Origin of the sequence: Pseudomonas sp. NPDC087615, assembly GCF_044743445.1 — a bacterium.
Lineage (GTDB): Bacteria > Pseudomonadota > Gammaproteobacteria > Pseudomonadales > Pseudomonadaceae > Aquipseudomonas > Aquipseudomonas baetica_A.
In genome coordinates, this window is sequence record NZ_JBIUWM010000031.1 from 33,009 (window position 1) to 55,165 (window position 22,157).

Annotated in this window: 19 protein-coding genes and 2 pseudogenes; 4 read left to right on the forward strand and 17 right to left on the reverse strand. The window is 61.2% G+C overall.

What is annotated here, in order from left to right:
• Positions 1-26: 26 nt before the first annotated feature.
• The 8 genes and pseudogenes from ACIOU6_RS16640 to ACIOU6_RS16675 all read right to left on the reverse strand — a co-directional run bounded on the left by ACIOU6_RS16640 (position 27) and on the right by ACIOU6_RS16675 (position 5,741).
• Positions 27-1,469 carry an efflux transporter outer membrane subunit gene (locus ACIOU6_RS16640; RefSeq protein WP_401137977.1) on the reverse strand — a complete coding sequence of 481 codons (1,443 nt, stop codon included), beginning with the start codon at positions 1,467-1,469 and terminating at the stop codon, positions 27-29.
• On the reverse strand, positions 1,466-2,353 hold the full coding sequence (locus ACIOU6_RS16645; RefSeq protein ID WP_401137979.1) for an efflux RND transporter periplasmic adaptor subunit: 888 nt from the start codon (positions 2,351-2,353) through the stop codon (positions 1,466-1,468). Before ACIOU6_RS16645 ends, ACIOU6_RS16640 begins: the two co-directional genes overlap by 4 nt.
• The gene (locus ACIOU6_RS16650) at positions 2,350-2,559 is read right to left on the reverse strand and encodes a DUF1656 domain-containing protein (RefSeq protein ID WP_027611129.1); all 210 of its coding nucleotides are present in this window, start codon (positions 2,557-2,559) and stop codon (positions 2,350-2,352) included. Before ACIOU6_RS16650 ends, ACIOU6_RS16645 begins: the two co-directional genes overlap by 4 nt.
• On the reverse strand, positions 2,556-4,619 hold the full coding sequence (locus ACIOU6_RS16655) for an FUSC family protein (RefSeq protein WP_401137982.1): 2,064 nt from the start codon (positions 4,617-4,619) through the stop codon (positions 2,556-2,558). Before ACIOU6_RS16655 ends, ACIOU6_RS16650 begins: the two co-directional genes overlap by 4 nt.
• Positions 4,616-5,044 (reverse strand): MarR family winged helix-turn-helix transcriptional regulator, encoded by a 429-nt coding sequence (locus ACIOU6_RS16660; RefSeq protein ID WP_221731065.1) that lies wholly within the window; start codon positions 5,042-5,044, stop codon positions 4,616-4,618. Before ACIOU6_RS16660 ends, ACIOU6_RS16655 begins: the two co-directional genes overlap by 4 nt.
• A gap of 143 nt (positions 5,045-5,187) precedes the next feature.
• A pseudogene (locus ACIOU6_RS16665) lies at positions 5,188-5,404 on the reverse strand (type II toxin-antitoxin system RelE/ParE family toxin); the annotation flags it as partial.
• Positions 5,395-5,466: pseudogene (locus ACIOU6_RS16670) on the reverse strand (antitoxin); the annotation flags it as partial. The pseudogenes ACIOU6_RS16665 and ACIOU6_RS16670, both read right to left, overlap by 10 nt.
• A gap of 35 nt (positions 5,467-5,501) precedes the next feature.
• Positions 5,502-5,741 carry a DUF2789 domain-containing protein gene (locus ACIOU6_RS16675; protein ID WP_221730954.1) on the reverse strand — a complete coding sequence of 80 codons (240 nt, stop codon included), beginning with the start codon at positions 5,739-5,741 and terminating at the stop codon, positions 5,502-5,504.
• Between the two features lie 313 nt (positions 5,742-6,054).
• On the opposite strand from ACIOU6_RS16675, the gene ACIOU6_RS16680 reads away from it, so the two are divergent.
• Entirely contained in the window at positions 6,055-6,585 is a 531-nt protein-coding gene (locus tag ACIOU6_RS16680) for an NfeD family protein (protein WP_311775947.1), read from the forward strand.
• A 2-nt stretch (positions 6,586-6,587) separates the two neighbouring features.
• Positions 6,588-7,346 (forward strand): slipin family protein, encoded by a 759-nt coding sequence (locus tag ACIOU6_RS16685; protein WP_221730952.1) that lies wholly within the window; start codon positions 6,588-6,590, stop codon positions 7,344-7,346.
• On the opposite strand, the gene ACIOU6_RS16690 is transcribed toward ACIOU6_RS16685, so the two are convergent.
• The 7 genes from ACIOU6_RS16690 to ACIOU6_RS16720 all read right to left on the reverse strand — a co-directional run bounded on the left by ACIOU6_RS16690 (position 7,312) and on the right by ACIOU6_RS16720 (position 20,199).
• Positions 7,312-8,286: a sulfotransferase family protein gene (locus ACIOU6_RS16690; RefSeq protein WP_401138032.1), complete on the reverse strand. Its 975-nt coding sequence runs from the start codon at positions 8,284-8,286 to the stop codon at positions 7,312-7,314. The genes ACIOU6_RS16685 and ACIOU6_RS16690 overlap by 35 nt on opposite strands.
• Entirely contained in the window at positions 8,274-9,059 is a 786-nt protein-coding gene (locus ACIOU6_RS16695; protein ID WP_401137987.1) for an aspartyl/asparaginyl beta-hydroxylase domain-containing protein, read from the reverse strand. Before ACIOU6_RS16695 ends, ACIOU6_RS16690 begins: the two co-directional genes overlap by 13 nt.
• Positions 9,056-9,661: an adenylyl-sulfate kinase gene (cysC, locus tag ACIOU6_RS16700; RefSeq protein ID WP_221730950.1), complete on the reverse strand. Its 606-nt coding sequence runs from the start codon at positions 9,659-9,661 to the stop codon at positions 9,056-9,058. Before cysC ends, ACIOU6_RS16695 begins: the two co-directional genes overlap by 4 nt.
• Positions 9,645-11,162 (reverse strand): TolC family protein, encoded by a 1,518-nt coding sequence (locus tag ACIOU6_RS16705; RefSeq protein WP_221730949.1) that lies wholly within the window; start codon positions 11,160-11,162, stop codon positions 9,645-9,647. Before ACIOU6_RS16705 ends, cysC begins: the two co-directional genes overlap by 17 nt.
• A 48-nt stretch (positions 11,163-11,210) precedes the next feature.
• On the reverse strand, positions 11,211-17,567 hold the full coding sequence (locus ACIOU6_RS16710; protein ID WP_401137991.1) for an Ig-like domain-containing protein: 6,357 nt from the start codon (positions 17,565-17,567) through the stop codon (positions 11,211-11,213).
• A 55-nt stretch (positions 17,568-17,622) separates the two neighbouring features.
• A complete protein-coding gene (locus ACIOU6_RS16715) occupies positions 17,623-18,468 on the reverse strand; it encodes a sulfotransferase family protein (protein ID WP_401137994.1) in 846 nt (281 codons plus the stop codon).
• Between the two features lie 150 nt (positions 18,469-18,618).
• Positions 18,619-20,199: a glycosyltransferase family 39 protein gene (locus ACIOU6_RS16720; RefSeq protein WP_221730946.1), complete on the reverse strand. Its 1,581-nt coding sequence runs from the start codon at positions 20,197-20,199 to the stop codon at positions 18,619-18,621.
• 239 nt (positions 20,200-20,438) lie between these two features.
• Between ACIOU6_RS16720 and ACIOU6_RS16725 the strand changes: the two genes are divergently transcribed.
• Together ACIOU6_RS16725 and ACIOU6_RS16730 are read left to right on the forward strand one after the other, a co-directional pair.
• Entirely contained in the window at positions 20,439-21,026 is a 588-nt protein-coding gene (locus ACIOU6_RS16725; RefSeq protein WP_221730945.1) for a phage tail protein, read from the forward strand.
• A 56-nt stretch (positions 21,027-21,082) separates the two neighbouring features.
• Positions 21,083-21,394: a DUF6916 family protein gene (locus tag ACIOU6_RS16730; RefSeq protein ID WP_221730944.1), complete on the forward strand. Its 312-nt coding sequence runs from the start codon at positions 21,083-21,085 to the stop codon at positions 21,392-21,394.
• Between the two features lie 54 nt (positions 21,395-21,448).
• Here ACIOU6_RS16730 and ACIOU6_RS16735 read toward each other — a convergent pair whose 3' ends face one another.
• On the reverse strand, positions 21,449-21,580 hold the full coding sequence (locus ACIOU6_RS16735; protein ID WP_401137999.1) for a DUF6124 family protein: 132 nt from the start codon (positions 21,578-21,580) through the stop codon (positions 21,449-21,451).
• 78 nt (positions 21,581-21,658) lie between these two features.
• Positions 21,659-22,153, reverse strand: a complete 495-nt coding sequence (locus tag ACIOU6_RS16740) for a GNAT family N-acetyltransferase (protein ID WP_221730943.1) — start codon at positions 22,151-22,153, stop codon at positions 21,659-21,661.
• Between the last annotated feature and the right edge of the window lie 4 nt (positions 22,154-22,157).

A 22,157-nucleotide genomic window follows, 5' to 3' on the forward strand; every position in this document is an offset into this window, starting at 1 on the left:
CAACACTTCAAAGCATAGCTATGGCCTCAGGGTTTGCTCGGGCTTGAAGCTTGCGTTCGTCCGCTTTCCCAACCGCCGCCGAGGGCGAGGAACAAATCGATCTGGCTCATGGCGACTTGCGTGTTGGCAGCGGCCAGTTGCGCGGTGACATCGGTGTAAGTACGGGTCGCTTGCAAGTCGGCGAGAAACGACTCGCGACCGGCCTGGAAGAAGCGGTGCGTCTGGTCGGCGGCCAGTTTCGCCGACTGCTCGGCATCGGCCAGCGCGTCACGGCGTTGCAGCACAGCGCTGTATTGCGCAAGGCCAGTCTGGGCTTCACGGATGGCGTTGAGCACCACGCCGTCGAAATGCGCCAGTGCGCCTTGCGCCGCCGCTTCGGCTTCGCGGATGCGCGCGCGGGCGCCGTTGGTCGGCACCTTCCAGCTCAACGACGGGCCGAAGCCCCAGCGGTTGGTCGAGGGATCACCCAAATCGTCAATGATACCGACAGTGCCGATGGTCGCGCCGATGCTGATGTCGGGGTACAACTCGCCCGTGGCGACGCCGATCCCGGCCGTCGAGGCCGCCAGACGCCGTTCCGCCTGACGAATATCTGGGCGGCGCTTGAGCAGCGCGGCGCCATCGCCGACCGGCACCAATTGGGCGATTTTCGGCAACTCGGCACAGGTTGCGGTGCCGGCCGGCAACTGATCGACCGGTCTGGCCAGCAGCATCGACAGGCGAAACAGCCCGGCCTGACGCGCCGCTTCATAACGCGGCATTTCAGCGCGCAAGGATTTGAATTGGGTTTGCGAGCGGGTGACCTGGGTTTCATCACCACGCCCGGCATCGCGCAAGCGCTGGGTCAGCGTGGTGCTTTGCGATTGCAAGTCGAGGGAATGCTGGGCGATTTCTCGCTCTTCATTGGCCGCGCAGACCTGGGTATAGGCGCGAACCACATCGGCCACCAACGTGATACGTGCGGTGTCAGCAGCGGCTTGAGTTGCATCGGCATTGGCCTTCGCGCCTTCGATCCCGCGTTGCAGGGTGCCCCACAGGTCGAACTGATACGAAGCGCTGAGGCCTATGTCGGCGACGTTGGCCACTGGCACTTTCTCCGGCAGCAAAAACGCCTGACCGGATTCCTGCAAACGCTGCGCGCCCATCTTCACCCCAGCGCTCCAGCCACCCGCGGCCTCGGCCTCGTCGACTTGAGCGCGCGCCCGCGCAAGGTTCGCTGCCGCCACGCGCAGATCCGTGTTGGAGGCCATGGCTTGCTGCACCAGTTGATCCAGGCGCGGGTCCTTGTACAGCCGCCACCAGTGCGCCGGCACCGGCGCCGACACCACGGGTTTGCCGGCCACCGCCAACTCACCCTGAAAATCCTTGCGCTGGACCGCCGCGTCCTCGGGCACCTGATAGTCCGGCCCGACCATCTGACAGGCCGAGAGCATCACGCCCAAACCGGCGATCATCAGGGCCCTGTTCATGGCGCGGGCTCCTGTTGCTGATCATCGATGATCGACACCGTCGCGGTACGCCCGGCAATCATGCGAAAGTCCGCCGGCACATCATCAAAGGCAATGCGCACGGGAATCCGCTGCGCCAGACGCACCCAACTGAACGCCGGGTTGACGTTGGGCAGCAGGTTGCTGCCGCTGGTGCGGTCACGGTCTTCGATGCCGGCGACGATGCTTTCGACATGCCCGCGCAGCCGGGCGCGGTCGCCGACCACGCGGATATCCACCGACTGGCCGACATGGATGCCGTCGAGTTTGGTCTCTTCGAAATAGCCGTCGATGTGGAACGAGTTGCTGTCGACCAGCGACAACACCGGACGCCCGGCGGTAACGAATTCCTGAGCACGCGGCGCACGGTCGTTGACGTAACCGTCCACCGGGCTGCGGATTACCGAGCGGTCGAGGTTGAGCTGGGCGCTGTCCACCGTCACCCGCGCTTCGGCCAGTGCCGACTGCGCACGGGCCACGCGAGACTGGCTTTCTTCCAGTTGTTCGGCCGGCACCAGGTTGCCCAGACCACGATTACGCTTGGCTTCGCGTTGTGCTTGCGCGAGCGTCTCTTCGCGATCGGCGGCGGCCGCTTTGGCTTGGCGCAGGGCCAGTTTGAATCGATCCTGATCGATGCTGAACAGCACCTGACCCCGTTTGATCAACTGGTTGTCTTTCACCTCGACCTGCTGGATCAACCCGGAAACGTCCGGGGCGATCTGCACGATGTCGGCACGGATGTGGCCGTCACGGGTCCACGGCGCGAACATGTAATACATCACCATGCGCCAGACGAGGACAACGGCAAAAGTCACGATCAGCAGGGTCAGTACCACGCGACCGATGGTCAAAAACGGTTTTTTCATGTCATCAGGTATCGACTGAGTGAGTCCACGCCGTACAGCAGCACGGCGTAGAGCGCCACGTTGAACAATGCCCGGTGCCAGACCAGACGGTAAAAGTGCAGACGCGTGAGCACGCCATGCACCAGCAAAAACAGCACATACGTGATGCCCATCAACACCAGCAAGGTCGGCAGGAAGATGCCGCTGATGTCCAGATCACCAATCATAGGGGCGCTCCATCGGGCAACGGTTCTTCGGGCTCGGCGCTGGAAACGAATTCAACGCCGGGCAGCAGCGCCAGACGCAAACCGCTCAAGGCGTGCAACAGGTGGAAACGGGTTTCTTCGTCGCCGTGGCCATTGAGCGCGCGGCGCGTGCGATCCATGGTCATCAGCAGCGGACTCGGCGCCGGCAGGCGTTCGCCAGCCTTGAGGCAGGCGCGAAAATACTCGCCGACTTCGGCCACCACTTGCTGCAACAGCGCCTTCGGCACGCCGTTGACCCGTGGGGTGTAGGCGAGCAAATCGAGCAGGTTCAGGCCCACACGCACTTCACGCATGGCGATGCCGGTGTCCTGGCCGGTCAGGGCCAGACGCGGCAGGTGCTGCATCAGGCGATCGAGCAACTGCACGCCCAACTTGCGGTGTTCGGCAAGGTTGGCCGGCTCGGTCATGTCGACGATGTCTTTCCAACTGAAGCGGGTCAGGCGCTTGGCCGCCAGCTCGGCGCCAAACGGCCGCGCCACCAGAGTCCAGATAAAGGCGAACAACAGGCCCATCGGCCCCGCGAGGTTGGCGTTCACGAAGGCGAAAAAGTCCGCATCGTAAGCGCCCTGAATACTGATGAACGATGAGGTGTTGACCAGCGTCAGGAGCATGCCGAGGTAGAACCGCGGCTGCACCGTCAGGGTGCCGATGCAGATGAACGGGATGGCAAACGCCAGAACCAGCATCGGGAAGTCATGCAGGTTGGGCAGAATCAGAAACAGATACAGACTGGCGAACAGCACCGACATGCCCGTCCAGAAAAAGAACCGGTAAATCTGCGGCGCCGGGTCGTCCATCGAGGCGAAGAAGCTGCACGCCACCGCCGCCAGAATCACCGCGCTGCCGCCGTCCGGCCAGCCCAGCAGAATCCACAGCAGCGAAGCGACGATGATCGCCAGAATGGTCGAGGCCACCGAATAGAGCATCAGCCCGCGATCGAGAAACGGCGTCAGGCGACCGAGGCGCCAGTGGCGATACACCGCGCGCCAGCTGTCCTGACGCTCACACACAATCGCAGCCTGCAGGCTGCGGCAGTCTTGCCACAGATCGATGAATTCACCGAGGCGATAGATCGCGTTGGAGAAGAGCAATTGTCGGCGCTCCTCCAGCGCCTGCGCACTTGGTTGCAGGGCTTGGAGCTGATCTTTCAGGGCTTGCCAGCGGTCGAGATCGGCGTCCTGATGGTCCAGCCATTCCCGGGTCGCGGCCAGCAGCGGAGCAAATTTTTCCACCAGCTCCGGCGTGCGTCGTTCGAGGGCGTAGAGCGAGTCTTCGAGGGCATCGATGACCGGCAACAGATGGATCATGCGCCCGCGCAGTTCCTTGGTATTGCGCACGGTTTGCGGCAGCGAACCTTCATGGGGTAACTGACCGATCATCAATTCCAGGCTGTTGAAATTGGCAACCATGGCCATGCGCAGGGCCGTGACTGCTTCGGGCTGCACGTCGCGGCTGAGAAACTTCAGGCTGTAGCTGGTCGCATCAATGAACCATTTACCGACGGCATCGTTGAACACCGGCGCCAAGCGGCGTGGCCAGAACATCGCGCCGACCACAGCGGCGACGGCAATGCCGAGGAAAATCTCTTCGGTACGTGCTTGTGCGACATCCCACACCGCCAGCGGGTTATCCACCACCGGCAAGGCAATCAGCGGCAAAGTGTAGCCGGCAAGCATCAGCGCGTAACTGTTGGCGGTGCGCAAATGCAGGGATAGAAACAGCAAAATACCCGTCCACAGCGCGATGACGACTACCAGCACATAAGGGCTCTGCACGAACATCGGCACGAAAAAAACTGCCGCCGCTGCGCCGAGAAAGGTACCGATTGCACGGTACAACGCCTTGGAGCTGGTCGGCCCGAGGAACGGGCTGGAGACGATGTACACCGTGGCCATCGCCCAATACGGACGCGGCATTTGCATGAGCAAGGCGATGTACAACGCGATCATCGACGCGGCAAAAGTACGAACCCCGTAGAACCAGTCGCGGGCCGGCGGAATGCCTGAGAAAAAACCGTTCAAGAATTGACCACCAGCGGCGGATTCGCCGCCTCAAAAGCTCTGAGTACCCTAAGCGTAGCCTCCAGATCGCTCTGATCGATCCCGTCGAGCACTTCGTGACGCAGGCGCACCAATTCGACTTCCACCGCTTGCACGAGCTCACGACCGGTGTCGGTCAGGCTCAGGCATTTGGCCCGGCGATCCTGCACATCCTCGGTGCGACGCACGTAACCCGAATGGCACAACTGATCGAGCAGACGCACCAGCGACGGGCTCTCCATCCCGGCCGCCTGCGCCACCTGCACCTGACGCACACCCTCCCCCAAACGCCCGATCATCAACAACGGCACGGCGCAGGCTTCGGAGATTCCATAGTTGACCAGCGTGGTCTGGCAGATCTTGCGCCAATGCCTGGCGGCCACCACCATGGCACTGCTGATGTTCATCTGGAGAGCGTCGAGGGTATCGGGCACGGGACAAGGCACACTGTTAGTTTGCTAACTATCAATATCGCATTGCGAGGGAAATTCAGTCAAGTTTTGAAACAAAGTGATTGTCAGCCGAAGAGAAACGACGAGGTGGGGACCTATTAGCGTTTTTGGGCCTTCTCGTAAACTCTGCTGCGCTCACGTTTACCTACAGCGACGACAACTCGCTCATCGATTACTTGATAAACCAAACGGTAACCCGACGCTTTGAGTTTGATTTTGTAACAGTCGGGCACCCCGTGGAGTGCATCAGCCGGGACTCTCGGCAGCGCCAATCTTTCGGCGAGCTTCTTTTTTCAATTGATCTCGGAGCGAATGATTTCTGCCAGTTCCAAATCATCAAGCCGTTCCATCATTACTTCGTAAACATCGGCTGGCACCCATCCGGCAGGAAGTGATCACCCTTCGGTTAGGCCTACCGCCCCATACGCAACAACACATTCAATTGATCAACCACCTCCGCCCAATCGGCATCGTCCAGAATTTCGTCGCGCAAAAAATCAGCCTGACTCTTGGTCCAGAAAAATGCGTCTGCCAGGTGCAATTCGGGTTTGAGCGGAGAATGGCTCGTGATGAATTGGTCGATGCTGACGGGGTCGTTGTCCAGGCCGAGTTGTTTGAACAGGGATGGCAGGCTATGGGTTGGACTTTCCATGGGGGAACTCCTTGGGAACATGGTGTCTGGGCGATTATTCGCGAGCGGCATCCAAGGGGTCGCGGTCACCTGTGTGGGCTTGCTCGCGAAAGCGCCAACGCGAACGCCACGAAACCTGATGACTCAACTCCCGGCCTGATGCACCTCGGCGCTGCACTGAACGGTTGTAGCGGTGTGTTTGAGTCTAGTTCGGCGAGTTGCAGGCGCCGGGAAATCCGCTCACTGGACACATCCGCACATTGATCAACATTCATCCAGCGAAACCCTCAACTAGACTCAAAGAAGCACACCCATGACGCGCCCGGAGGGTCACGTGAACAGTCGATGTTGTGCGTTTCTCTGGTTACTCCTGTTGAGCGGTTCAGCTATCGCCGCCGATGTTCCGCTGTCGTCGGTCAACCCGATCGGTCTCTGGCTGGTCACCCTCGGTATCGTTTTTCTGATCGCTGAAGCCGCACTGCCCAATTACGGCGTGATTGGTCTGGGCGGGATCATCATGTTCGTGATCGGCGCGCTGATGCTGGGCAACGCGGACTTGCCGGTGCCGATGATGATCGGTCTGGGGCTGATCAGCGCTTTGCTGTTGCTTGCGCTGATCATCCGCGCCCTGAAAACCCGACCGCGCCACGCCGTCAGTGGCGATGCGGGCCTGGTCGGCAGTGTGACGGCAATAACCACGGTGCAGACTGAAGATGCCCATCACGGCTGGATACACCTGCAAGGTGAGCAATGGCAGGTGCACAGCGCGACACCGCTGCACAGCGGACAATCGGTACGCGTAGTGGGACGCAAGGGCTTACTGCTGAAAGTCGCCGCGGCTGACGCGGCTCGACACGGAGAGTGATCATGGGTCTGCAAATCGGTTTTTTCGCGCTGCTGTTATTGGTGATCGCCCTCGCCGCGTCGACGTTTCGCATCCTGCGCGAATACGAACGCGGCGTGGTGTTCCAGCTCGGGCGCTTCTGGCAAGTCAAAGGTCCGGGGCTGATCCTGCTGATTCCGGTGGTTCAGCAAATGGTTCGGGTCGACTTGCGCACCATCGTTCTCGATGTACCGCCGCAGGATGTGATCACACGCGACAACGTTTCGGTGAAGGTCAATGCAGTGCTGTACTTTCGCGTGCTCGACCCACAAAAGGCGATCATTCAAGTCGAGAACTTCCTCTCCGCCACCAGCCAGTTGGCTCAGACCACCCTGCGTGCGGTACTGGGCAAGCATGAGCTGGATGAACTGCTGGCCGAGCGCGAGCAGTTGAACATCGACATCCAGCAAGTGCTCGACGCCCAGACCGACGCATGGGGCATCAAGGTCGCCAACGTTGAGATCAAACACGTCGACCTCAACGAGTCGATGGTGCGCGCCATCGCCAAACAGGCCGAAGCCGAACGGGAACGACGGGCCAAGGTGATTCACGCCGAAGGCGAGTTGCAGGCTTCGGAAAAACTCATGCAGGCCGCCGAAATGCTCGGCCGTCAGCCAGGGGCCATGCAGTTGCGTTATATGCAGACCTTGAGTTCGATTGCCGGCGACAAGAGTTCGACCATCGTCTTTCCGCTGCCGATCGAGTTACTCAAGGGGATGGCGGATTTGTCGGCCAAGTCCTGAGATGACGCAAGCGTTCCAGCGCTTCATAGGGCGCGTGAGCGAAATGTTGCACATGCCTGTGCAACAACGCCGAAGCCTCGCCGCGCTTTTCCTCACTGTCGGCGACGAACGTCCGTGAGGGCTGCTTGGCATGTTGCGCCGTCGCCGCTAACACTGGCTGAAGCTGCTCAGCGCTCAACTGAAAAAAACTTGCCAGTCGCCCTGCCATCGCCCCGGGCAACTCGCTGTAATTGACGGGCAGCCCACCTGACACTTCGCATTGCGTCCGACCCGCCTCCAGCAATCGACCCAAGCGCCGGGCAATGAAATCCTCACGCCCCTCAAACGGCAAACCGTCCTCCAGCACGCCGTCACCGAGCATGCCCGGCACCATGTGCATGCCCGGGCGGCGCAGGTGGGAAACGGCGATTTCCAACGGGTCGCGATACAGAAACAACCATGGCGTATCAGGAAAACATTCTTGCAGGAGCGGCCACTCACCGATGTTCCACGCATCAAGCTTGATCACCAACCGCTGCTCCACGCCTCGACGACGCTGCCCGTAAGCCGAGAGCAATCCGCTGATAGCGGCTCGACGTTCAGACGCCGGCAGATCGCTGCGCAACAAGGCGTCCAGCGGTGGTGGTTCCGAGACAACAATGTGGTCATCGAGCCGGGCGAGCATCTGGCTGATCAGCGTCGAGCCGCAGCGCGAGGCGTGCAAAATGAATGCGCTCGGCGCCACCCCCGGGCTTTGCGCCTGCCAATCGGTCAGCGCCGACAGCGGCGTCTGTCGACGAAATGCCTGATTGAACGGCAAGCGCAACGCATCCTCGACCGCGTCGCGAAAAAAGGGCTGATGCAGTGGCGTATCGCCGAACCAGCACCAATCCACCTGCCAACACCCTGCGACCGGCCAGACACGCACCGGTAACCAGCCGTCCAGGTTCAGCCGCTCCATTGTTCGTTCCATTGCCGCCGTCCCTGGCGCATGGCCGCGCGCAGTTCTTCGCGAGAGAACAGCAAGCCCTGTTCGGCGGCCAGTTCGAGGGTTCGCGTGATGAATTGTTCAGGGTCGTTGAGTGCCCGCAAGGCTGAGGACAGCGAGGCATCCTCAGCGACCAGTCGCTGAAAACGCTGCAGCGACGTGTCGGCCCATTGCGCTGGAGGCGTACTCGGCAGCCCTTCATCAATCATCCGCGCAAGCCAGGCGCCAGGCCGGCAGTCGAGCACCAAATGAACCCGCGTCGAGGTATCGCGGTTAACCACCCGATGCGGTCGCGCCAGATCGAGAAACCAGCATTCCCCCGCCATCATCGGCACACGTTGACCGTCGAGCCAGAAATCCACATCGGGCGGACTGAGCAACGGAATGTGCAGACGCACATCGGCGTCCGGCTCGGCGAGATCGTAGTCGCGGTGCTCATGAATTCGCCCACCGGGCCCCAACCGCAACAATCGCGCACTGACGATGTCCAGCGGCAAATCCCGCAGACCGTGGCGCCAACGTTCATCCAGCAACCAAGGCGCGCGCAGTAACGGTTGACCACGTCCGGGCGACAATTCGGTCAGCGCATCGGCCGCCGAAATCAGCGCCACGCCGCTCCAGTCTCCCGAGAAATATTGCGTGTTGAAGTGACTACGCCAGGCGTCTTCGGCAATCGCCGCCAGCGCCTGCAACAACAGTGGCAAATCCACCGGCACCGGCAGTCGCGAATACGCCGGACGGCTCATGTCTTGGGCAGCACCGAGCAATCGCCGAGCCAGGTCAACAGACGATCAAGACAGGCCTCAACGGTCTGCGTACCCGTATCGAGCACCAACGAGGCCTGCAACGGTGGCTCATACGGCGCCGAGACCCCGGTAAACCCGGCCAACTCACCTCGTCGCGCCCGAGCGTAATGCCCTTTCGGATCACGCTGCTCGCACACTGCCAATGAGGCGCTGCACCAGACCTCGCGATAGTCCTCGCCCAAACGCTGGGCAAACATTTCTCGCAGTTCGGCCAATGGCGCAATCATTGCCAGAATCACGATCTGACCATTTTCCACCAGCAAAGCGGCGAGCTCGCTGGCGCGGCGAATGTTTTCCTGGCGATCCGCGTCACTGAATCCCAAATCCCGATTGAGCCCGGTACGCAAGCTATCGCCATCAAGCACCACCGTTTGCCAGCCACACCCGAACAACGTGGCGTGCAGCGCTTGAGCCAGCGTCGATTTGCCCGCCGCCGGCAAACCGGTCAGAAGAATGGCCGCACCGCGATGGCCATTGCGGACCTCGCGTTGCATACGGCTGATGCTGGCGCTTGGCGCCAGCACGTCATTGCGCGGAGGCATTCGCCACCACTGGCAACGAGATATCCCCCGCCGCCCACGCCGACTCACGATTGGCCAGTGCGTTCGCGATCGCCTGCACGTCCGTGGACTGCACTTGATCCGGCAGCGGGTCGAGCCCGGCACTGGCGAAAATCTGGCCGTAGGCATTGCGCAGATCGGCGTAAGAAAGATCACGACGCAGGTCGGCTTGCAGGTTGTTCAGCTCACCCTGAATCAACTCCAGTTCACCAATGCCGGCGGCCTGATGACGATTGCGCAACTGGCCAACGATTTGCCCGTCAATGTCGGACAACTGCTGGCTGGTCTTGAACTGGCGCAACGCCTCTTGATAGTTGGCGTTGGCCACATAAAGCTGCGCCAACACCGCAATCGACATCGCCTGACGCCTTGCCGTGGCGACCTCTTCGCCGGCCTTGGCGACGTTGATCGCCGCCGGAGCAGAGATCACGTTGAACAGGTTCCAGGTGATTTTCACGCCGTAGTCGGCCCAGCCTTGCTCAACGAGGAACGAGTTGCTGTCGTAATGCCCGCCGGCCGAAAACTCCAGACCTGGCAGCAAGCGCAGCATGGCTTTGCGGGTTTCGGCGGCGCTGATGCGCGTCTGGTAATCCTGCTCGCGCAGTTCCGGACGGCTGGTCAAAGCCTCCTGTTCGAGTTTCGCCAGATCGACCTTGAGCTCGGGAACCTGATATCCATCATCAGTGGCCAGCGTAAGATTTGTGCCCAGCGGCAGATTGATCAGAGTGGCCAGTTCGGTTTTCGCCAGCGACAGCGCACGGCGCTGCTCCTCCAATTGCCGCGTGGCTTCGATGAGTGAGCGCTGATAACCCAAGGCCTGAACCGGGTCGCCAATGCGCTGCTCGCTCATGCTCTGGCTGTTTTTCCGGGCGGTGTCGACTCGCGCCATCAGGCTGTCGATCTGCTTGAGCAGACGTTCGGCGGCCATCGCTCGCCAGTACGCCGAGCGCACATCCTGGACGATGGTGTTGATCACTTTGCGCCGACGTTCCTGCACGATCAGGCGCTGATCACCCTGTTGTTTGGCGCTGATATAGCTGACACCGAAGTCGAGGACGTTCCAGACCATGGTCAGATCCGCCACTTCGCGGTCACGATCCTGCGAGGTCGACGGTTCCAGCGACTGGGTGCCGGTGCGCACGCTCTGGCTACTGGAAGCACTGACGTTGTTACGCCCCACATACCCGGCATCCAGCGCCATGCGCGGCAGCATGTCGAAACTGGCGAGGTCGAGTTGCCGCTTGGCCAGCGCTTCCTCCATGATCTTCAAGCGGCCTTCAAGGTTGTACTTCACTGCGCGGGCCATGGCCTGATGCAGCGTCAGGGGGCCGCGCAGCGGTTCCTGATCCTTGTACATGTTTTGCAGGTCGGTTCTGGCCCGCTGCTCACTGACGCTGCGCTCAATCGGTTCGCTGGTGACTGCACACCCGCTGATCGCTAGCGCCAGCAGGCTGGCGCCGAACAACTTCTGACTTCTTCTCATCCCTGGATCGCCCCTAGGTCCCGCTCAGTGTTAAGTAATTGTGTGTTGTCAGGCCGATATTTCGCTGATGCCAGCCTGTTGCAGAGCGCACGCCAGGTTGTCGACCCGGTGCTGCTCGCTGTCTTTGAGTTGCTGCAATTGCTCAACCAGGGTCGGGGCGCCAAACACGCCGCGCAGCCCTTGGGAAACATCGCCGGCCTTGATCGAATGGCTGCCGAAGGCATTCAGCGAATCACGCGCGGCGTCGCTGTTCTGATTGAACAGACTGGAGAGCGTACTGGTGCCGAACACCCCGCCATCGCCGCCGCCAAAGCCAAGGAAACCATGGCCGGCGCCGTCACCAACGTTGTCACTGCTGCTGAACACCTGAGCAAGGAAACTCGGGCTCAGGGCACCGTGGTTCATGAATATGTCGCCCAATGGGCGGATGCCGTTGCCGATCACCCGCTGTTCGAACAACGGCGCAAAAGTCAGCGGTGAGCCAAGGTCGCCCGTCGGGGCGCTGAACACGATCGGTTGCAGCGCGGTGTAAGGCACATCGGGGAACGTCACCGGATCACTGCTGCGGAACTGTGGATTCGGCGTAACCACGAAGGCCGGCGTCGTCGCCGTGTTCACCACGTAGTTGCCGGACTGGCTCACACCGCTGCCACTATTGCCCGCCAGGTCACTGACGCCGCCCCGGTTGACGGTGATCGCATTGCTGGCGCTGCTGACATTGGCGCTTGGCGTCAGGGTCGCGGTCCAGGTCTTGCCGCCGTCATTGCTGCTCAGGTTGGACAAGGTGCCATTGGCGACACTGATATCAGAGAGATCAAAACCGCTGACCGCCTCATTGAAGGTGATCGTCACCTGCGAGGTCTGGCCAACACCCAGGTTCGGATTGGCGACCACCACGGTGGCAGTCGGCCGTTCGCTGTCCAGGGCATAGTTGTTCGACACCGCCACGGTGCTGCCGACGTTGCCCGCCAGATCCGTGACGTTGCTCGTGTCGAGCGCGATGAAATTGCTCGGGTCGGTCACATTGGCGGTTGGCGTGAACGTGGCGGTCCAGGTTTTGCCGCCGTCATTGCTGCTCAGGTTGCTCAATTCGCCGTTGGTCACGCTCAGGTCGGACAGGTCGAAGTTGCTCACCGCCTCGCTGAAGGTGAACGTCACAGTGGTGGTCTGGCCGATACCCAGAGTCGGGTTGGCGACCACGATGCTCACCGTTGGCCGGGTCGCGTCGAGCGCGTAATTGTTGGAGATGGCGATGCTCGCACCGAGGTTGCCGGCCAGGTCCTGCACGCCGGCAGTGTCGATCACGATCAGGTTGGTCGCATCGTTGACGTTGGCAGTCGGCGTCAGCGTGGCGATCCAGGTGATGCCGCCATCGCTGCTGCTCAGGTTCGACAGCGTGCCGTTGGCGACGCTGATGTCCGACAGGTCAAAGCCGCTCACCGCTTCACTGAAGGTGATCGTCACGGTGGTGGTTTCGCCGATGCCCAGGCGATTGTCGGCCACCACGATCGTGGCGGTGGGCAGTGCGGTGTCGATCGCGAAATTATTCGAGTCCGTGGTGCCCACGCCGCTGTTGCCCGATGTATTGACCACACCGCTGTTGTCGAGGGTGATGACGTTGGTCGTGTCAGTGATATTGCCGGTGGGTGTGAACGTCGCCGTCCAGGTAATGCCGCCGTCGATGCTCACGATGTTGCTCAGGGCGCCATTGACGATGGTCAGATCAGCGTTACTGAAGTCTGCGACGGCCTCGCTGAAGGTAATGGTCACCGTCGAGGTTTCCCCGGCCTTGAGCGCGGTGTCTGCGACAACAATGGTTGCGGTCGGCACTTCGGTATGCACTGCGTAATTGCCCGAGTTGGTGGAGCCAGTGCCAGCATTACCGGCCAGATCGCTGATGCCGGTATTGTTCAGGGTGATCAGGTTGCTGGCGTCGCTGACGCCAATGGTCGGGGTAAACGTCGCCGTCCAGGTGATACCGCCGTCGCTCGACGACACGTTGCTCAGCGTGCCATTGGCGACGCTCAGGTCGGAATTGTCGAAACCGGTCACCGCTTCGCTGAAGGTGATGGTCACGGTCGCTGTTTCACCGGGGCGCAGATCGTTGTCGCTCACGACGATGGTCGCGGTCGGACGCTGACTGTCGACGGCGTAGTTGTTCGAATCGGTGGTGCCGCTCCCGGCGTTGCCTGCCCCGTCGACGATACCGGTGTTGTCCAGGGTGATCAGGTTGCTGGTGTCGGTGATGCCGGCCGCTGGGGTAAACGTCGCGGTATAGGTGATGTTGTCCGAGGTGCTCAGCCCTGAAAGCGTGCCGTTTTCGGCGGTCAGGTCAGCCAGGGTGAAACCGGTCACTGCCTCGCTGAAGGTAATGGTGACCGTGGTGGTCTGGCCAACGCCCAGCGCCGTGTCCGCCACCACAATGGTCGCGGTCGGGCGCTGGGTGTCGATGGCGTAATTGTTCGAATCCGTGGTGCCGACCCCCACGTTGCCAGACCCGCTCTGCACCCCGGTATTGTCCAGGGTGATCAGGTTGGTCGCGTCGGTGATATTGGCGCTTGGGGTAAAGGTCGCCGTCCAGGTGATGCCACCGTCGCTGGTGCTCACGGCGCTCAGCGTGCCGTTGGCGACGGTCAGGTCAGCATTACTGAAGCCCATCACGGCCTCGGAGAAGGTGATCGTCACCGTGGTGGTCTCGCCGATGCTCAGGCTGTTGTCGGCGACCACAAGAGTGGCCGTCGGCACCATCGTGTCGATCACGAAATTGCCGGAGTTGGTGACGCCGGTGCCGGCGTTACCGGCCAGGTCAGCGATGCCGGTGTTGTTCAGGCCTATAACGTTGCTCATATCGTTGACCCCGAGCGTGGGCGTGTACGTCGCCGTCCAGGTGATGCCGCCATCGCTGCTGCTCACGGCCGTCAACGTGCCGTTGGGAATGTTCAGATCGGCGTTGGTGAAGCCTGTCACCGCCTCGGAAAAGGTGATGGTCACCAGCGACGTTTCACCGGCACTGAGGCTGGTATCGGCCAGCACGATGGTCGCGGTTGGGCGTTGCGTGTCGATGGCGTAGTTGTTCGAATCGGTGGTGCCGCTGCCGGCGTTACCGGCCAGGTCAGCGATGCCGGTGTTGTCCAGGGTCACCAGGTTGGTGGCGTCGGTGATATTGCTGGTCGGGGTGAACGTTGCCGTCCAGGTGACACCGCCATCGCTGCTGCTCACGGCCGTCAGCGTGCCGTTGGCGATGGTCAGATCGGCGTTGCTGAACCCGGTCACCGCTTCGGAGAAGGTGAAGGTCACCAACGATGTGTCGCCGATTTTCAAGGCTGTGTCAGCGAACACGACAGTGGCCGTCGGGCGCTGGTTGTCGATGGCGTAGTTGTTGGAGTCGGTGGTGCCGCTGCCGGCATTGCCGTTCAAGTCACTGACCCCGCTGTTGTCCAGGGTGATCAGGTTGGTGGGATCGGTAATGTTGGCGGTCGGCGTGAAGGTTGCCGTCCAGGTGATCCCCCCATCGCTGCTGCTCACGGCGCTCAGCGTGCCATTGGCGATGGTCAGGTCGGCATTACTGAAACCCGTCACGGCTTCAGAGAAGGTGATGGTCACCAACGATGTTTCGCCGATTCTCAAGGCGTTGTCGGCGACGACGATGGTCGCGGTCGGACGCTGCGTGTCGATGGCGTAGTTGTTGGAGTCGGTGGTGCCGCTGCCCGCATTGCCGGACAGATCGGAGATGCCGGTGTTGTCCAGGGTGATCAGGTTGGTGGTATCGCTGACGTTATTGGTTGGCGTGAAGGTCGCCGTCCAGGTGATCCCGCCGTCGCTGCTGCTCAAACCGCTCACGCTGCCGTTGGCCACGGACAGATCGGCGGTGGTAAAACCGGTCACGGCCTCGCTGAACGTGATGGTGACCTGCGAGGTTTCCCCAGCCTTGAGCGCGGTGTCCGCGACGACAAGGGTGGCCGTCGGGCGCACAGTGTCGATGGCGTAATTGTTGGAATCGGTCGTACCGCTGCCGGCGTTACCGGCCAGATCAGCGATCCCGGTGTTATCCAGCGTGACCACGTTAGTGGTGTCGGTGACACCGGCGCTCGGCGTAAACGTCGCCGTCCAGGTAATACCTCCGTCGCTGCTGCTCACGGCGGACAACGTACCGTTGGCGATGGTCAGGTCGGCGTTGCTGAAACCGCTGACCGCTTCAGTGAAGGTGATGGTCACCAGCGACGTTTCACCGACTTTCAGGGCGGTATCAGCAAAAACGATAGTGGCCGTCGGGCGCTGGGTATCGATCACGTAATTGCTGGAATTGGTGGTTCCGACACCCACGGTACCGTCAGAGACGGTCGCCACACCGGTGTTGTCCAGAGTGATGACGTTGGTGGTGTCGGTAATCCCGTTGGTCGGCGTGAAAGTCGCGGTCCAGGTGATTCCGCCATCGCTGCTGCTCACGGCCGTCAACGTGCCGTTGGCGATGGTCAGGTCGGCATTGGTGAAACCGGTGACTGCCGTGTTGAAGGTGATGGTCACCAGCGAGGTTTCGCCAATTTTCAGGGCGCTGTCCGCCAGTACGATGGTCGCGGTCGGTGGCTCGACGTAGTTGGGGTTGTACGTGCCGCCGGTACTGTAAACCGCATCCGTGGAACTGGGCGAAGCGCCTGTCGAGCCGCTGTTTGAAGGACCGCCAACACCACTGGCCGCCGCGTTGCCGGTCATGGCGGCGACGTTGGCAGCGGTGATCAATACCGTACCGCCGTTGTTCCAGATGGCCCCGACGCCACGGCCACCGTCACCGCCGTTGGCAAGGTTGCCGCCGCTGCCACCCCCTCCGCCGCCACCACCCGCCGCGAGGTTGTTGCTGATGACTGACGTGCCGATGACTTTCAAGGTGCCGGTCGAGGCGTTGTAAATACCGCCGGCCGCGCTGCCACCAACGCCGCCGACCGCGTTCCAGCCCGAACCACCACCGCCGCCACCAATGAACAGCGTGCCATTGGTCGCGGAGCCGCCGTTGCCGCCGTGACTGTAGCCGGAGGCGCCATTGCCGCCGACGCCGCCAATGTTGGTACCGCCGCGCCCGCCCATGTCGTTCTGGGTGTAGCCGCCGCCATAACCACCGGTATTGGCAGAGCCGGCCCCACCGGCATAGCTCAAGTTGCCGGGGCCTGTCGAACCGCCATGGCCACCGTTACCGCCACCGATCCCACCGCCGCCACCGCCGCCGCCACCGGAGTATCCACCGGACAAGCCACCGCCGCCGCCGCCACCGGAAGCGGCGTTGGCAGTGACTGTCACGTTATTGAGCGTAAGAATGCCGGCGTTGAAAATCCCGCCACCCATGGCGCCCGCCGCTGCCGCGCCACCGTTACCGCCATTGCCGGCCACCAGTCCCTTGGTGATCACCAGCCCGTCCAGTGTCACGGTGCTGCCGGAAGTGACTTCCACCACACGGGTCTTGTATTGCCCATCGAGGGTCACGTCGGCCACGCCGTCGTTATTCAGATCGCCATCGACGGTGATGTTCTTGTTGATCAACAACTCGGAGTTGAGCTGCACGGTCATGCCGGCGTTGAACGTGACAATGTCGCCGTTTTGCGCAGACGCCAGTGCCGTACGCAACGAGCCGACACCCGAGTCGAGGTTGTTAGTCGCGGTCCAGGTGGCCAGGCCCCACTGATATTCGCTCATCGCCTTGGTCGACAGGACGTTGGCGCTTTCGATGGTGCCGGTGGCAATTTCCAGATCCCAGTCGCCGCCGACACCGGTGCGGTTGTTCGAAGCGGCCACATCCCGGCCGGTCAGCTGCGCCAGCGAGTCGACGAAACTCAAGCCGCGATCCCCCTCGGCGGTGTAGCAGCCGTAGATCAGGATGTCGCCGCCAACGTTCATGTCCTTGCCGATTTCGCCGAGGATCGCACTGCGTTGCGCGACGTTATCGGCAGACAGATAACTGTTGCCCAGCCACAGATCGCCTGCGTTGCCGTGGGCAATGATCTGTACAGAGCTGACGCCTTGATGCTGATCGAGATAATCGGCGATCTGTTGCAAGCCGTCCTTGGTCGCGTCGAGTCTCACCACTTGGGTGCCGGGAGCAATGCCCTGGAGCAGGCTGTCGGCGTCCTTGACCCGGGAATCGACGAACACCACGCTCTGACCCGGCACAGCGACGGGGCTGGCGGCTGGTGTCGCATCGGCCTGACCGTGGGTGTCCTTACTGGCCACCGGCTGATCGGCCGTCGGCGTTTTCGCTGCGTCCGCCGTGGTGTGGCTGTCAGCCTGGGCAGCGGTATCGGCCACCGTCGCCGCAACGGCTCCGTCGAACAGCATGCGCGGCTCCAGCGACATGATCATCGGCGCGGCAAGCGTCTGCTGACATTCGGTTACTCGCGACTTCTGCTTGCTCCACCACATGCTGCTCACCCGGATTCGAACACAGTTATTGACGCATCAATGAAAAACGCCGCGATCAACTGATCGCGGCGTCGGACTTCATACGAATGACATTGGCAGCGCTGGCTGAGCCATCGAGCCAAAAAGACAAATCAGCGTATTGCTTGAACAGGTCCGGCGGCAGAATCGTGCGCCGCGACTCCAGAGCGACCTTGGGTTTGACCTTGTGCAGGCCGGCAACGCCAAGGGCTTGATCGAATTGCGGCGCGTCGTACGCCAGATGGTCAAAATCGTGTTCGAACCATGGCTCGCCGATAAAATCGTAGACCAGCCGCAGTACCCGCTCCGGGGCCTGGGTCAGCAAGTCGTAATCGATGATCAGCAACGAGTCGGCGTGCTCGCCGTAATAGGCTTCCTTGAGCGCCGCCCAGGCAAAACCCACCAGCCGGTTACGCTGAGCCAGGGTTTCGCAGCGGCTGTAGACCGTGTTGCGCTCGACGGCGTCGCCGAACAGCTTGGTGTTTTCGTAAGGATTGGCGCGGTAGAGGCGTTCAAGGCTGTCCATCACCCACGCGACGTTGCGCACGCAAGCGATGATTTTGGCGTTGGGGAACAGGTCGTTGAGCGCGGGCAGCCGCGAGCTCCATTGACGGTTGGTGTCAAACACCACCGGTTTGTTGGTCTTGTCGGCATAGTAGGAATCGAAAAGACCACGCAGCAAACGGCGGCGCGTCTCGGTGTCGATCACCGCGCCGAACTCACTGCCGGCGCTGCATTGCTCGAGCACACTGGAAAACAGCGAGCCCACCGGGCTGGTCATACCGGCGTGAAACCGCGGATTCTGCAAAAGGATCGCAGAAAGCAGGGTCGAGCCTGAGCGCGGTAAGCCGGAGACAAAGTGGAACTGCTGCAATCCCTTCACCGTAATCGGAAGTCCTTTTGTTCGACAAAGCGTAGTTCAAGAACAACCCTACGACTAGTAGTGTTTTGACATCATTCAAGAGCAAAAAGAACTAACCGGTTAATTTTTTATCGCGAATAAAAAGGTGAATCGATTAAGTCCGCACAGGACTTATTCAACTGCCGGCTTCACATCGAATAATCGCGCCTGCGCCCCACCGGCGCGCACCTCGGCGCTGAGGTGCCAAGTCGCCGGCAATGGCAGGAATTCTCCAGGTTCATCAACGGTTCCCACCAGCCAGACCCGGCGATTGCCCGTCAGTTCGGCCAAGCTGTCGAGGTAGACGTTAGTGCTGACCAGCGTGCCAAAACCGTACTCATTCGGCCGTGTCGAATGGCCGTCCGCGCGGGGTGGCGTGTAGAGGCGCACTTGAGCGCCGGTTTGATCGTAATAGACGTAGCTCAGGTACCAGAGCATGTCGCTGATGACGATGCCGTCACCGGGCTGGAACTGCTGATTGACGTAACTCACCATATGATCGAGTTGATCATTGCTGTCGACCGTGGCGTTGTTGTTCACGCCAATAAGTTCGACCCCGACCAGCGACACCAGCACCGCTAACGCCAGCCCCCGGAAACGACTGTAAAAACGGTCGATGGCCAACGCCGCAAGCATCGGCAGGCCCAACGCAAACGCGGTCAGGTAGCGCTCGATGAACACTGGCGTGATGAACGACACCGCAAACACCAGCAACAGCGGCAGGCCGGTGTAAAGCGCCAGCAGCACACTGCCGCGCGATACGCTGCGGTCACGGGCCAATGCCACCCCGGCCAGCACCAGCAAGGCCAATGGCATCGCGATGAAGACCAGCAGCGGCAGGTTTGCGCCATCATCCTGAATCAGCCAGGACCAGATCATCGCCGGCAACGAGGTCAGGCTCACCGGGTCTTCCCAGCCCACATCGCCAGCGGCCTTGAGCTGTTCCATGTGCTGCATCAGATTCAGCAGTTTCGGCAACCACGGCAGATAAAGTCCGGCAATGGCCAGGTTCGCCAGCCACCATGGCGGTTGTTGAATATGCCGGAATCGATAACCGCGTTGCGTACGAATCACGCCCAGATAAATCCAGTGACTCAACGCCGCCAACACGGCGAAGTAATGGGTGTAGAGCGCCGCGCTCATCAACAGCACGTAAAACACCAGATAACGCCTGCGTTGCGCACGTCTGATCCAGTAAACCAACGCCAGACTCGCCGCAATGAGCAACAACCCGAGCAGCGAATACATGCGCACTTCCTGGCTATAGCGCACCGCCGTGGGCAGCAATGCCAGCAACACACCGGCGATGATCGCGGCGCGGCGAGTGGCCAAGCGATCCACCAGCCAAACCCCTGCGCCCACCACAGCAATACCCAATAGCGCGCTCAGGCAACGGATCGCAAAAATCCCGTCACCGAACAGTTCGATCCAGCCGTGCAACAGCATGAAGTACAGCGGCGGATGCACATCGAACGCCGCATGGTTCCAGATCCCGCCCAGCGAATAACGCGCCAGCAGCAGGCTGGAACCTTCGTCGCCCCAGATCGCAGCGGCCGTCAGGTCGTAAAAACGCACAATCGCGGCCAGCGCCATGATGGGCAGCAGCCATTGTTTTTTCGCCCAAAGGATCACTCGCCAGTTGCCGAACCAGGAGCCGGGTGTTGCCTGGGGGTCTTGCGTATCGCCAACCGGCGTGACTCTGTTTACCGTCATTGTTTCCTCTGGCCCGTGGCAAAACACCGCTAATGCAGATCCCCAGAAACCTGCCGGTCACTTTAGGTCAGCCACGCGATAGCCGTCGATGCCGGCGTGCGGTTTCACGACATCCGGCAACCTCGCCGATCCGGGTCTACGCTGAGCCGTGGCGTAATCTGGCAAAGGAGGGGGAGGCATCACCGCAGCCTGAATCCTCACGCGGCCCGCCGACCATCAATCAGAAGGGAGAGGACTTTATGGACGTTTACATGGGCACTGTTTTGACGTTTGCCTTCAACTATGCGCCCAGCGGCTGGGCCTTGTGCAACGGTCAGATGATGAGTGTTTCGCAATACAGCGCGCTGTTTGCGTTGCTGGGCACCAACTATGGCGGCAACGGTGTCCAGACGTTCGGACTGCCTAATCTGCAGAGCCGAATGCCGATCTGCCAGGGCACCGGCCCCGGCCTGTCGACTCGCGTAATGGGGGAAATTTCCGGCACTGAAGCCGTCATACCGACCCTCAATAATCTGCCGAACCACACTCACACACTGGCGGGCCTCACGGCCACCACCACCGTGCAACTGGCCAACCCAGCGAGCAACCCGTTGGGCGCCCCGACGGCCACCAACGCCTATATCGGTGCTTCGGGCACCGGACCCGGTCTGGCGAATATCTTCTCGGACGCACAAGGCGCTTCGCCCGTCCCCCTCAAAGGTGCGCAGACCGCGATCAGCGGGACCATCACCTCCACGGGCAACGGCCAGTCGATGGCGATCATGAACCCGTACCTGGTGCTCAACTTCAGCATCGCGCTGCAAGGCATTTTCCCGTCGCGCAACTGACCGACTGCCGGGGGTGGCGACCCTCCCCCGGTTTCCTCACTGGCTGGAGCGAAACCATGTTGCAAACGGTTCAAAGCCAACATTTCCAGGCGCTGCTGGGCCGGATCGGCACCCTGTACCTGCCCGATGGCAGTGCACTGCAAATCCATATCGAACACCTTGAAGAGCAGCCCGCCGCAAAAATGCGCTACAGCGAACGAATGCCATTCAGTGTCGAATTGAGAAGTCTGGAGCCGACTGAATTTGTCGACGGATTGTGTGCGCTGGAACTGCCAGAAATCGGGCGAGTGCAGGACATCTTCGTGTCCCGGGTGCCGCCGATGGGGCGAGATCCGCAGTTGGGCTATTTCCACATCACCTTCAACTGACTCAACAACAATCCCCCGGTGGGAGCGGGCTTGCTCGCGAAGGGGATTTGGATTTCAGGCCGCAGGGTCGAGGTTGTCGAGGGCTTGGTTGACGGTCAGTTCGCCGAGCATCATGACCTGCTGGATGCCCGGCAAGGTGTGGCGGTAGGGCGCGTCCAGCAAACCGGCGAAATCACTGAGCCTCACGCAAGGTTGTGTAGCCTGGGTCCGCGTCCGGGAATGTCGCTTGAACATTACCGTTCAAGACCCGGCTCCTGCCGGGGTTTATTGGGGATACCAGACAAGTCTTTCGGCGGCGGGATTGCTTTCTTCCACGGCAAATCCCAGGGCCAAATAGTGCCGGCGTGCCTGGGGATTGCTGCTCCAGACCACCGTCGCCACCGGGCAGCGAATCTGCTGCGCGGCTTTCTGCACGCCTTGCAGCACGGCGCGGCCAAAACCCTGGCCACGCGCCGGCGGGATGAACGCCAGATACAACACGCGAATTTCGTTGGCGCCGAAATCGGTGCTCAAGGCACCGATGGCCGTGCCGAGTTTTTCCACCACGTAGTGCATGGCGTTGGGGTAGTTATCCCCCATGCCCTGCTCCTGCACCTGAAACTGCTGGGCGGCTATTTGCTGCACCTGTTCAGGCTCGCCGTCGATCCATTGCAGATCCGGCCGCGCCGTTTGATACAGGCTTTGCAGAAATGGCCCGTCGGTTGCCCGCGAAGGCCGCACCACCAATCCCTCTGCTGCCACTGCTGCGTTATCCGTCATCGCC

Bases quoted from the DNA above. Each gene is read 5' to 3' on its own strand.
- ACIOU6_RS16640 (WP_401137977.1), bottom strand. From the start codon at position 1,469: ATGAACAGGGCCCTGATGATCGCCGGTTTGGGCGTGATGCTCTCGGCC.
- ACIOU6_RS16645 (WP_401137979.1), bottom strand. From the start codon at position 2,353: ATGAAAAAACCGTTTTTGACCATCGGTCGCGTGGTACTGACCCTGCTG.
- ACIOU6_RS16650 (WP_027611129.1), bottom strand. From the start codon at position 2,559: ATGATTGGTGATCTGGACATCAGCGGCATCTTCCTGCCGACCTTGCTG.
- ACIOU6_RS16660 (WP_221731065.1), bottom strand. From the start codon at position 5,044: ATGAACATCAGCAGTGCCATGGTGGTGGCCGCCAGGCATTGGCGCAAG.
- ACIOU6_RS16675 (WP_221730954.1), bottom strand. From the start codon at position 5,741: ATGGAAAGTCCAACCCATAGCCTGCCATCCCTGTTCAAACAACTCGGC.
- ACIOU6_RS16685 (WP_221730952.1), top strand. From the start codon at position 6,588: ATGGGTCTGCAAATCGGTTTTTTCGCGCTGCTGTTATTGGTGATCGCC.
- ACIOU6_RS16690 (WP_401138032.1), bottom strand. From the start codon at position 8,286: ATGGAGCGGCTGAACCTGGACGGCTGGTTACCGGTGCGTGTCTGGCCG.
- ACIOU6_RS16695 (WP_401137987.1), bottom strand. From the start codon at position 9,059: ATGAGCCGTCCGGCGTATTCGCGACTGCCGGTGCCGGTGGATTTGCCA.
- cysC (WP_221730950.1), bottom strand. From the start codon at position 9,661: ATGCCTCCGCGCAATGACGTGCTGGCGCCAAGCGCCAGCATCAGCCGT.
- ACIOU6_RS16705 (WP_221730949.1), bottom strand. From the start codon at position 11,162: ATGAGAAGAAGTCAGAAGTTGTTCGGCGCCAGCCTGCTGGCGCTAGCG.
- ACIOU6_RS16710 (WP_401137991.1), bottom strand. From the start codon at position 17,567: ATGTGGTGGAGCAAGCAGAAGTCGCGAGTAACCGAATGTCAGCAGACG.
- ACIOU6_RS16720 (WP_221730946.1), bottom strand. From the start codon at position 20,199: ATGACGGTAAACAGAGTCACGCCGGTTGGCGATACGCAAGACCCCCAG.
- ACIOU6_RS16725 (WP_221730945.1), top strand. From the start codon at position 20,439: ATGGACGTTTACATGGGCACTGTTTTGACGTTTGCCTTCAACTATGCG.
- ACIOU6_RS16730 (WP_221730944.1), top strand. From the start codon at position 21,083: ATGTTGCAAACGGTTCAAAGCCAACATTTCCAGGCGCTGCTGGGCCGG.
- ACIOU6_RS16740 (WP_221730943.1), bottom strand. From the start codon at position 22,153: ATGACGGATAACGCAGCAGTGGCAGCAGAGGGATTGGTGGTGCGGCCT.